This window comes from Tepiditoga spiralis, assembly GCF_014701195.1.
GTDB classification, from domain to species: domain Bacteria; phylum Thermotogota; class Thermotogae; order Petrotogales; family Petrotogaceae; genus Tepiditoga; species Tepiditoga spiralis.
Map to the genome: position 1 here is coordinate 103,032 of NZ_AP018712.1, position 12,075 is coordinate 115,106.

The window sequence follows — 12,075 nt, forward strand, 5'->3', positions numbered from 1 at the left end:
ACCTTCAAAACAAATTGTATTGTATAATTTTAAAATTTAAACACTATTGACAATACAATTTTTTTATGAGATAATACAATTAACAATACAATTTTTAAAAAGGAGGATTTTTCATGGAAAATATAAACGAAAGATACAGAATAAATAAGAACCTTGCTCAAATGTTAAAAGGTGGAGTAATAATGGATGTTACAAATGTAGAACAAGCAAAAATAGCAGAAGAAGCTGGTGCGGTTGCAGTAATGGCGCTTGAAAGAGTTCCTGCAGATATTAGAAAACAAGGTGGAGTGGCCAGAATGTCTGATCCAAAAATGATAAAAGAAATAGTAGATGCTGTATCTATTCCTGTTATGGCAAAGGTTAGAATAGGACATTTTGTTGAAGCTCAATTACTCGAAGCTATAGGAATCGATTTTATAGACGAAAGTGAAGTATTGACACCAGCTGATGAAGATTTTCATATAGATAAAACGTCTTTCAAAATACCATTTGTTTGTGGTGCAAGAAACCTTGGAGAAGCATTAAGACGTATAGGCGAAGGCGCTGCAATGATTAGAACAAAAGGGGAAGCTGGTACTGGAAATGTTGTTGAAGCTGTAAGACATATGAGAACTATAAGTGCAGAAATGAAAAGATTAACAACTTTATCAAAAGAACAACTAATGGCAGAAGTAAAAAAAATACAAGCACCATACGATTTAATAATGTACGTTGCAAAAAATGGGAAATTACCCGTTGTAAACTTTGCAGCTGGTGGAATTGCAACTCCTGCTGATGCTGCCTTAATGATGCAACTTGGCTGTGATGGAGTTTTTGTTGGTTCAGGAATTTTCAAATCGGAAGATCCTGCAAAAAGAGCTAAAGCTATTGTTGAAGCAACAACCCACTTCAACAATCCAGAACTAATTGCAAAAGTTTCAGAAAATTTAGGCGAACCAATGTATGGTCTTGATATAAATGAAATACCAAAAGAACAAATATTAGCTGATAGAGGATGGTAATATGAAAAAAGTAGGTGTTCTTGATTTACAAGGTGGTGTTGAAGAACATATAAATTTATTGGATAAAATTGATAATGTTGAAAGCATAAGAATAAAAAAAGCAGAACAAATAGATAGTATAGATGCATTAATTCTTCCTGGTGGCGAAAGTACAACTATGAGTAAATTAATAAAAAAATACAATCTTTCTGAAAAAATTAAAAATTTTAAAGGTCCAATTTGGGGAACTTGTGCTGGTTTAATACTACTTTCTAAAAAAATAGAAAACGATGAAAAAACAGAAACACTAAAACTTTTAGATATAACAGTAAAAAGAAATGCATTTGGAAGTCAACTAAACAGTTTTATAAAAAAAGAAAAAATTTCTGTTTTACAATATCCATTTGAAATGGTTTTTATTAGAGCTCCTATAATATCAAAAACAAATAACAATGTGGAAATAATCGCAAAAACAAATGATAAAATAGTAGGTATAAAACAAGGAAATATAATAGGAACATCTTTTCATCCTGAATTAACTAATGATAAATCATTTCATGAATATTTTTTAAGTTTAATAAAATGAGAGCAAAAGCTCTCATTTTATTATAATAAAGTACTTGGTGGATTTACATAAACTTTTATATTCCTAAAATTTTTTAAAACATTTCTTAAACTTTCTATATTTATATTACCTCTCAATATTATTTGTTTTCTGTATTTATTTTTTATCCTTGAAATTATTGGATCAACTGGTCCCATAATTTCTCTTGTAATTTCTTTTACTTCATTAAAAATTTCTCTTGAAATTTTTTCACAATTTTTTTTATCTTCTTCATAAACCATTATAATAATCATATCAGAAAATGGTGGATATCTAAATTCTTTTCTTTCTTTTATTTCATGGTTTAAAATCATAGTATAATCATGATTTTTTGCAGCTTTATACAACTCTTCTTCTGGTTTAAATGTTTGAATTAAAACTTTTCCTCTTTCTTTTCTTCCTGAACGTCCACCAACTTGTAAAATTAAAGCTCCAGTAGATTCATATGCGGAGTAATCTGGAAAGTTTGAATATCTATCAGAATCGAGGACAACAACCAAATGTAAGTCTTCTATATCCAAACCTTTTGTTATCATCTTTGTTCCTACTATTATTTTTTTTCCAGGTTCTTTCATATAATTAAAGGTTTTCTTAAGTTCTTCATAACTTCTAATAACTGTTCTATCAACTCTTAAAATTACTTCTGATGGAAATAGTTTCATTAATTCATTGACTACTCTTTCAGTTCCATATCCACGGCTTTGAAGATTCACATTTCCACAATTTGGACAAACACTTGGAACTTTTTCTTCTTTTCCACAATAATGACACTTTAATTTCATATCATTTTTGTGAAAAGTTAAAGATACATCACATTCACTGCATTTAAAAATATATCCACAATCTGGACACATAATATAATTTGCATATCCTCTTGTCGGTGTAAAAATTATTATTTTTTTATCTTTCTCTAAAGTTTTTTTTATTTCTTTTATCACTTTTTTACTAAATATCCAGCTTATTTTTTCTTCTTCTTTCATATTTATTATTTCCACTTCTGGCATCTTAGAAAATATTCTTTTTTCTATTTTTTCCATATAAAATTCATTGTTAATAGCTCTATAATAATCTTTTACTCTTGGAGTAGCCGAAGCTAATACTAATTTTATATTCTCTATTTTACTTCTAATGAAAGCAGCTTCAACTCCATCATAAATAGTTCCTTCACTTTGATAATAAGAAGTATCGTGTTCTTCATCCATTATTATCATACCAAGTTCTTTAACTGGTATGAACAAAGCACTTCTTGTACCAACAATTATATCTGTTTTTCCATTTATCGAATCATACCATGTTTTTAATTTTTCAGAGCTTGTTAAAGATGAATGATACAACGAAACATTGTATTCAGCAAATCTATTTTTTATTCTATTCACTAATTGTGGAGTTAGAGAAATTTCTGGTATTGTTATTAATATCTTTTTCCCATTTTCTAAAAGTGGTTTTGCAATTTCGAAAAAAACTTCTGTTTTTCCACTTCCTGTAACTCCATAAAGTAAATGTGGTTTATCATTTAACGCATTTATTTCATTAACAACTTTTTGTTGTTCATCAGAAAGAATTATTTTTTTATATTGATAAATTTGAGATTCATTTACTTCACAAATTATATTTTTTTTCATTAATGTTTTTAAAACAGTAGTTCCATGTTTTAATATACCTAATTCATAAAGTTCTTTTTCATTTATAATATCTTTCATATTTAAGTAGTTAACAACTGACATCGCTGTATTAGATATTTTTATTTTCATAATTTCTTCAATACTTTTATTTAATTTAAAAAAACTTTCTTTTTTTTCTTTTGTTCTTTTTATATGAAGTTCTAACTTTACAATTCCATTTTTAGATAATTCTCTAATCTTTTTATTTGCTACACTCTTACTTTTAAAATTTTTATAAAATTCATTTAAAAAGATTGGTTTTTGAAATGGTGCTAATGGACTAATTGGAACTACTTTTAATTTATACATATCAGAAGAAATAGGAGGAAAAAATAATTTTGAAGCTTCTCCAAGAGAAATAGCAAAATTTTTAGATATTTCTTCTATTATTTTTATATGTTTAAAAGTAATTAAAGGTAGTTCATCAATTATAAACTCTATTTCTTTAACTTTAAATTCAGGTATTTTTTCAACTTTTTTATAAATTAAAGCTGGTATCATTTTATTTCTTAAGTTTATCATTACTCTTTGTCCAACTTCAAGTTTTAATTCTGTTGAATATGTATAATAATCTAAATTTGTAAAAGGTATTACTTCATAATAATTCATTTTCTACTCCTTGTATAAAATCATAATGCTGCGTGGATTTGCATAATTAATTTTTGTATATTCATTTCCTGTAAGTATATCTTTGTACTTACCATCTAATGAAAGATCTATCTTAGTTTTTATTTTCTTTGAGTTTGTTATTATAATAACCTTATCCTCATTAAAAACTCTTTCAAAAACAATTGTACTTATTTTAGTTTTTAAAACTTTATAACTTCCTTCTCTTAAAGCTTTATGATTTTTTCTAAATTCAATTAATTTTTTATAATAATTAAATATATCCATATTCCATTTAGTTTTATCCCAAGTAAAAGGTTTTCTACAAAATGGATCGTCACCGCCGGTCATTCCTATTTCATCACCATAATATATTACAGGTGCACCAACAAATGTCATTTGTAATCCAACTGCTATCTTTAAAGACCATAAGTTTTCATGAAGCATAGTAAATATTCTTTCAGTATCATGCGATCCCAACATATTCCATAAACTATTTAAAACTTGAGGTGGATATTTATTTAAATAAGAATTAGTTGTATTAACAAAATTTCTTGCATTCCCTCCATTTGCATATGATATTGCTGAATCCCTAAAGATATAATTCATAACGCTATCAAAAGAAGGGTCTTTAAAATAATCTGAAGCATCTTTCCAATATTCACCAACAATTAAAGCATCTTTATTTGTATTTTTTATTGCAGGATAAATAAAATTAGACCAAAAAGATGTTTGAATTTGATCAACTGCATCCAATCTCCATCCATCTATACCAAACGACATCCATTTTCCTAAAACTTCATCAAAATATCCTCTTACTTGAGAATTGTTTATATTTAATTTTGGTAAATCTGAATAGTTCCACCAACATTCATAATTATCTGCAGATTTTATTATAGGAAACTTTTTTATAAAGTACCAATCTAAGTAATTTGATTTTTTTTGCTTTTCAAAATTTTCTTTCATTGCAAAAAAATCAGATCCAGTATGATTAAAAACACCATCTAAAATTATTTTTATATTTTCTTTTTTAAACGTATTTATTAAATCTTTAAAGACTTTTTCTGTTCCAAAGTGTGGATCTATCTTTAAATAATCTTTAGTATCATATTTATGCGTAGAATCCGCTTCAAAAATAGGATTAAAGTAAATTCCTTCTATACCCAATTCTTTTAAATATTCCTTAGAATCTATAACTCCCTGCAAATCTCCACCAAAAAAATCAAACAATAATTGATTTCTATTATATGGCCCATTCCAATTTTGTGTTGAAACATAGTCATTTGTTTTATCTCCATTTTTAAATCTTTCAGGAAATATCTGATAATAAATTCTTCCTTTTGACCAAGTTGGTACATCAAAGTATTTTATTTGTGGATGTTTAAAATCAAATGTAAAAAAAGAATCATTGTATCCAAACTTTATTTTTTCTCCATCTTTTATATAAAATAAATACTTTAACTTATCTGATTTTGTAAAAATATGAAAAACATATTTGTCTTTATCTTTTAAACTATAAAAATTTTTTTCTACTTTATCTGCATTTGAGATTAAACTAACATCTTCAACATCACTTTTATCAAACTCAATAGATAAATATATTTCACCTGATTTTACAGGATTTATATACTTTCGTGATACATCAAAGTAAATATCTTTTATCTTTGAATCGCCTTTTTGAGGAATATACATCTCTTCAACTTTTCTAATATTATACAATTTTCCATCATATTCTTCGTAATTTGTATTTAAAGGATCTAGTATTTCTTTTCCATCTACTATATATCTATAAAAATACTTTCCTACTTTCAAATCTATTTCATACTTCCATATTCCCGTTGTTGTTTTTTTAAAGTTCTTTTCTTCAAAGTTTGTAAAATTTCCAATTATTTTAACCATACTTGCATCTTTAGTATAAAAAAATGCAACCTTATTACTAAATATAAAGGTTGATAAAAAAATCATGAATAAAGTTAAAAATTTTTTCATATTTCCCTCCCCCATTTTATTATCATCTTTAATTTTATCATAAAACTTCGATTTCTTTGTATAATATTAAATATACTATTTTCATACATAAATTTTAACAAAATATAATTTTATAATATATCAAAAAATGAAGAGAGTACAACTCCCTTCATTTTTATCATTCAACAAATTAAAAAATTCTTATTATTTTTAAAATTTTACTCATTCAACTTCATCAAGATACTTTAGCTCTCTACCAACAAATACCATCACTACTTTTTTTAATGGCCCATTGAACTCTTTGTTTATGGTTTTTTCATACCTCTTTATTTGATTTACTGCTTCTTTTATCTTTTCTTGATATACTTTTTCTGTATAGTCTTTCTTTTTTATGTATTTTAATTCTATTATTGCATTGTAGGGTACTTCTTCATATCTTTTAAACATTGCTAAGTCTATGTATCCACCTTCTACTGGATACTCGCTTTTAACGTATGCCCATGGTGTTAAGATTAAATAACTAAACAATAGCATCTTTATGTGCTTTTCACTAAAGCTTTGAAAGTCTCTGTCTGATAGTTTTTTCAATACATTTTCTATTTCATTTGCAAATGGGTTTATGTTTCCATCTATTACTATCCTTTTTACTGCAAGTTCTAACTTTTCAGTATTTATATAACTCTTTGCTCTATCTTCTATTGATTCTACAAAGTACTCTGAATATAACTTTTTCATTGAATAGTTTGGTATCTTTAAGTATGTATAGAAGTTTTCTTTTTCAAAGGTTAAAAATCCTAAATAAAAGAGTAAGGTTTTTATATCTTTTATATCGAGTTTTCTTTCCATGTTAAAAGCTTGAGTTAATACTTCAATTTCTGTTTTTGAGTTTAATAGTATTTCATTCAAAAGTTCATTTACAACTTCATGACTATCTTTTTCTGTATTTATTCCAACGATTTCACCAAGTTTAAATAAATTTTGAATCTTTTTATAGTCACTTGCTATGTTCATATCTATTACATCTTTTGGTTTTCTTTTTTCTCTGTTGTATTCAGAGATGAAGTATAAGACCATATCGCTGTTGTAAACCTTTTCACTTGCACGTTCATTAAACATGTATCCATTGTAGCTAAACTTCATGTCTTGTAAAATATCATCATTTATTTGATACTCTTTTAGAATATCTTTGACTTCACTTTCAGTAAATCCCATCATTTCATTTAATTCTAAGGTTGTTGACATGTTTTTTGAGATGTTGAATCCACTCGTTAAACTATCTAAGGTTATTGGCGCTACTCCTGTTATGAATAGTCTGTCTATAACTGATCGTGTTCCTTCTTTTATGACTTCGTAGAACTTTCTAACAAATCCTGTTTTACTGACGATATTTTTGAATTCATCGAGTTTAAAACTCAAAAGTTCATTTGCAAAGTGGTCGTATTCGTCTATTAATAAGTAGATTTTTGTTTTTAAGTTTAATTCTTTATACTGATTTATAAATGTTCTCAAAAGAGTTGAAGGCTCTTTTATAGAATTATTTAATTTTATATTTAAGTTATATCTATTAATAAAACTTGATAATTTTTCATAAACTTCTGAATTAAAGTCAAATTTCAACTCTTCTTTACTGTCTGTATTCAATCCAGAAAAATTAAACTCTAAAATATGATAACTACTCTTTTTAGGTGTTGGATGTTTTTGAATGTACAAGTCTTTAAAGATAGTATCAAACTTATCTGAATACTTAACATCATAGTATTTACTCATAGTGTCGAGCCACAAACTCTTACCAAACTTTCTTGGTCTTAAAAATGATATATATTTTTCCGGCATATTTTCTAATACTTCTATATATTTAGTTTTATCTACATAATAATAATTTTCCAATATTAAATCTTCAAAATTTTGAAGTCCATATGGCACTTTTTTCATTTTGATCACCTCTATTTTATTATACACTAAAGATTTTCAAAAAATAAATGTATGGTTTCTAAAGAAACCATACATTTATTTAATATAATTTTGTTTATAAATCTACATAAAAAATCTTTGAGATAATTCCTTTAAAAAATAAACAACATGTTCTTCTGCTTCTTTTGAAGCTTTTTTGGAATCTCTATCTTTAATAGCTTGAGCTATTAAGATTACCGACTCTATATACCAAGTGCTATCAGAAACTACATACTGTATATATTGTAAAAATCTTTCTGTAATTATATTTAAATTTTCTAAGTATTCTATTAGCATTGAGTTTCTGGATGCATCTCTTGTTAACTTATGAAATAATTGATCCAATTCAATATACTTTTTATAATCTTTTTTAGGATTTAATTTTTTCAACTCTTCTATGACTTTTAACATTTCTTCAACTTCTTCATCAGTTGCCCTTTCAGCCGCTAATGAAGCTGCTAAAGCTTCTAAATACATCTTTATTTCATATGTGTTTTTTATTTTTTTTATATCTATTTGTGAAACATACGTTCCTTTTCTTGGAATTATTTCTACTAATTCTTTTTCTGCTAATTTCAATAAAGCTTCTCTAACAGGAGTTCTAGACACATCAAACTCTTGTGCTAATTCTTTTTCATTAATTATTTCTCCTGGTTTCATAGTTAACTCAATTATTCTTCTTTCTAATTCTTTGTAAATAGAGTCATTTTTTTTCAATAAAATTCATCCTTTCATGGAAGAATCCAGTTTTTTCTCATTTTTTCCCATTTTTTATCTCTTAATTCTTTGATCTTATTTAAATCTTTTTCTTTAAGATGTTTGAATCTTCCTTGTTTTAATAAATAATCTTCAATTGGTTTAAAGTCTTTTGGATTTTTATTTAACTTAAATTCTTCATTTTCATACTCAGCTAAATACCATAATCCAGTTTCAACAGCATTTCTTGCAATTTCAATTGACTTATTTTCTGGTATACCCCATCCAGTAGGACAAGATGCATAAATATGAATATAAGATGTTCCATTTATATTTTTTGCTTTAGTTAATTTATTTATAAAATCTTGTGGATATGCAATACTTGCTGTTGCAGCATACTCTATACCATGAGCAGCAACAATTTCAAACATGTTTTTCTTTGGTCTAATAGATCCAGGCAAATTTTCACCAGCAGGTGTAGTCGTAGTTTTAGCTCCATAAGGAGTCAATCCACTTTTTTGTATACCAGTATTCATATAAGCCTCATTATCATAACAAATATATATTACATTATCGTTTCTATCAATAGCGCCTGAAAGAGCTTGAAACCCTATATCTGCAGTCCCACCATCTCCTGCAAATCCAACTACTTGATAGTCTTTTACACCCAAAGCTTTTAGTCCAGCATTCATACCAGACATAACAGCAGCAGTTGATGCAAATGGAGTTATAATAGAATTATTTTTAAAGGCCATTTGAGGATAAATAAACCCAACTGCCGACATACATCCTGCTGGTAATGCTGAAAAAGCACCAGGTCCTAACACTTTTAATGCAAGTCTAACTGCTAAACTACCTCCACATCCAGCACAAGCATAATGTCCGTAAAAAAATTCTTCATCTGTAATTGTTCTTGGATTTACTGGCTTTATATTATTCATACATTAACCCCCTTATACTCTTGCCTTTAAATTTACAAATTGTACTCTATCTATCTTTTTTCCATTATGAGCATCTATTAATTTTAAAATAATATCTTCTATATCTTCTTTTGATATATCTCTTCCACCCATTCCACCTAAAAAATTATATATTTGTGGTTGATTTTCAAGTTTAGATAAAGCAGAAGATACATTTGTAAATACAGTTCCTTCATAACCAAAAGACACGTCCTTTTCAAGGACACCCAATACTTTTGCTTTTGAAGATATTTTTTGTAACTCTTCTTCTGGAAAAGGTCTTAAGTATCTCAATTTAATCAATCCAACTTTTTGACCATTTTTTCTTAGCTTATCAATAACTACTCTTGCTGTTCCTGTTATACTACCAACAGTCAACAATAATACTTCTGCATCTGTTGTTTTGTATTCTTCAATTAAACCATCATAATATCTTCCAAACATGTCTCCATACTCTTTATCAACTTCTTCTATTACTTTCTTTGCATTCAACATTGCAACATGCTGTTTATATTTAAACTCCATATTGTGTTCTGGTGAAGTTGAAAAACACAAACTCTTTGGATCATTTATATCCATTTTAACTATACTATCTATAGGAGGTAAAAATTCATCTACCTTTTCTTGATTTGGAAGATTTATTAATTCATATGTATGAGTTAATACAAAACCATCTAAATTTACCATCATTGGAGTTAAAACATCTTTATTTTCTGCTATTTTATATGCTTGAATTATCATATCTAAAGCTTCTTGAGCATCTTCAACATAAACTTGAATCCATCCTGAATCTAATTGAGACAATGAATCCCTTTGATCTCCATATATACTCCAAGGTACTGCTATTGATCTATTTGCATTCATCATTACTATTGGAAACCTTGCACCAGAAACATAATGCATAACTTCACTCATATACAACAATCCTTGTGATGACGTAGCAGTAAAAGCTCTTGCACCAACAGAACTAACGCCCATTGCTGCAGCCATTGCAGAATGTTCTGATTCAACATGTAAAAACTCTGCCTTTAAAGATTTATCCTCAACCATTTCTGATAATCTTTCAACTACAATCGTTTGAGGTGTAATAGGGTATGCCGATATAACATGTGGTCTTGCCAACCTAACTCCCATTGCAACTGCTTCATCTCCTGAAACAAATTTTTTCATCATTCTTCACCTTCCTTGACCATAGTTATTGCATTTACTCTACATTCATTTGCACATACACCACAACCTTTACAAAAATCATAGTCTACATCAACTTTATTTTCGGATTTATAAATAACTCCATCTGGACAAAAAATATAACAATTCAAACAATTAACGCAAACATCTTTATTTATTACTGGTTTAAAGGTTCTCCAACCAGAATTTTTTTTAACCAATTGGCCAGATGGAACAGTTGTTCCTACAGGAAAATCATCTATATGTTCTGGATTCTTAAACTCTATTATTTTTGGCCTATTCTCTTTATAGTTCATTATCTCACCGCCTTTTTTATTTCATTATAAGCAATTTCTAATATTTTTATATTTTTTTCTATTAAAGACTCTTTCATTTCACTCTTTATAGCATTTTTTGCAGATTCCAAAGAAACAACTTCAGAAGCACCTATTAGTGCTCCAAGCATAGCAGTATTAGTTATTGGCCTTTTTAATATATTCAACGCCATTGTAGTTGCATCAATTGCATACACTTCATAATCATTAAAAATTGTATATTTAGATGCATCTTTTGTATTTATAATAATTTTTGCTCCTTTTTTAATACCATTAAGAATATCCTTATTAATTAAAGTTTCATCTAAAATAATTACATAATCTGATTCTTTTACTTCACTTCTATCAAAAATTTTTGTATCATCTATCTTTGTAAAACCCAATACAGGAGCTCCTCTTCTTTCTGGTCCAAAACTTGGAAAAGATAAAGAGTATTTATTTTCAAATAATGCTGCAGCAGAACCTAAAAGTCTTGCAGCAGTAAAACTACCTTGTCCACCTCTTCCGTGCCACCTTACTTCAATCATAATCTTTACCTCCCGATACATTATTTTTATTTTCATATGATATATATGTGATATATCACTAATATATTTAAAATATATCATAATTTTATTTATATAAATAATCCAAAAAAATTTAAATAAAAGAAATTATAAACGGTAAGATTAAATATTTAGTGATTAAAGTAAAAAATTATATAATTAAAAGCAAGAAAGATTTTAATTGAAAAGAACAAGATTATATATAGAGAAGATAAGTAATATTTTTAGAAGTAGTATACGATTATGATTTTGATAAAACAAAATATAAAAAATAAAAAGACACTCTAAGAATGCCTTTTTTGTATAATTTTTCTATAAAAAATCTATTAACGAACAGAAAATTTATATTCCAAAAATTTATATTCCAATATGGTTTGATTATTATAGATAGAAACGTTGGAGGAAATAATATTGAAACTTATTTATATTCCAATATGGTTTGATTATTATAAAAAAGAATTTGGCTATTATTTAATCCGATTTCACATTTATATTCCAATATGGTTTGATTATTATCAAAAGTAAAGGTTTTGCAATTAGTGAACAAATTTTATTTATATTCCAATATGGTTTGATTATTATTCTTAAAGCGTCTATCCAATGA

The 12,075-nt window shown here is 27.0% G+C and carries 10 protein-coding genes and 1 CRISPR repeat array (1 of these 11 cut by a window edge); of the genes, 2 read left to right on the forward strand and 8 right to left on the reverse strand.

The window, feature by feature from the left end:
- Window positions 1–122: 122 nt before the first annotated feature.
- Window positions 123–1,001, forward strand: a complete 879-nt coding sequence (gene pdxS / locus IGS63_RS00490) for a pyridoxal 5'-phosphate synthase lyase subunit PdxS (protein ID WP_190616063.1) — start codon at window positions 123–125, stop codon at window positions 999–1,001.
- Between the two features lies 1 nt (window position 1,002).
- On the forward strand, window positions 1,003–1,566 hold the full coding sequence (gene pdxT / locus IGS63_RS00495; RefSeq protein WP_190615103.1) for a pyridoxal 5'-phosphate synthase glutaminase subunit PdxT: 564 nt from the start codon (window positions 1,003–1,005) through the stop codon (window positions 1,564–1,566).
- Window positions 1,567–1,586: 20 nt separating this feature from the next.
- Here the strand turns inward: pdxT and priA are convergent, their stop codons facing one another.
- The 8 genes from priA to IGS63_RS00535 all read right to left on the reverse strand — a co-directional run bounded on the left by priA (window position 1,587) and on the right by IGS63_RS00535 (window position 11,453).
- Window positions 1,587–3,854: a replication restart helicase PriA gene (gene priA / locus IGS63_RS00500; RefSeq protein ID WP_190615104.1), complete on the reverse strand. Its 2,268-nt coding sequence runs from the start codon at window positions 3,852–3,854 to the stop codon at window positions 1,587–1,589.
- Window positions 3,855–3,857: 3 nt separating this feature from the next.
- A complete protein-coding gene (locus tag IGS63_RS00505) occupies window positions 3,858–5,840 on the reverse strand; it encodes an alpha-amylase family glycosyl hydrolase (protein WP_190615105.1) in 1,983 nt (660 codons plus the stop codon).
- A 201-nt stretch (window positions 5,841–6,041) separates the two neighbouring features.
- Window positions 6,042–7,751, reverse strand: a complete 1,710-nt coding sequence (locus tag IGS63_RS00510; protein WP_190615106.1) for an AAA family ATPase — start codon at window positions 7,749–7,751, stop codon at window positions 6,042–6,044.
- Between the two features lie 102 nt (window positions 7,752–7,853).
- A complete protein-coding gene (locus tag IGS63_RS00515; protein ID WP_190615107.1) occupies window positions 7,854–8,486 on the reverse strand; it encodes a GntR family transcriptional regulator in 633 nt (210 codons plus the stop codon).
- 14 nt (window positions 8,487–8,500) lie between these two features.
- On the reverse strand, window positions 8,501–9,406 hold the full coding sequence (locus IGS63_RS00520) for a thiamine pyrophosphate-dependent enzyme (RefSeq protein ID WP_190615108.1): 906 nt from the start codon (window positions 9,404–9,406) through the stop codon (window positions 8,501–8,503).
- A gap of 12 nt (window positions 9,407–9,418) precedes the next feature.
- Entirely contained in the window at window positions 9,419–10,594 is a 1,176-nt protein-coding gene (locus IGS63_RS00525; protein WP_190616064.1) for a transketolase C-terminal domain-containing protein, read from the reverse strand.
- Window positions 10,594–10,908, reverse strand: a complete 315-nt coding sequence (locus IGS63_RS00530; protein WP_190615109.1) for a 4Fe-4S binding protein — start codon at window positions 10,906–10,908, stop codon at window positions 10,594–10,596. The genes IGS63_RS00525 and IGS63_RS00530 overlap by 1 nt, the downstream gene beginning before the upstream one ends.
- The gene (locus tag IGS63_RS00535; protein WP_190615110.1) at window positions 10,908–11,453 is read right to left on the reverse strand and encodes a 2-oxoacid:acceptor oxidoreductase family protein; all 546 of its coding nucleotides are present in this window, start codon (window positions 11,451–11,453) and stop codon (window positions 10,908–10,910) included. The genes IGS63_RS00530 and IGS63_RS00535 overlap by 1 nt, the downstream gene beginning before the upstream one ends.
- A gap of 373 nt (window positions 11,454–11,826) precedes the next feature.
- Window positions 11,827–12,075: direct repeats of the CRISPR family, unit length 30 nt; unit sequence ATTTATATTCCAATATGGTTTGATTATTAT (it continues 573 nt past the right edge of the window).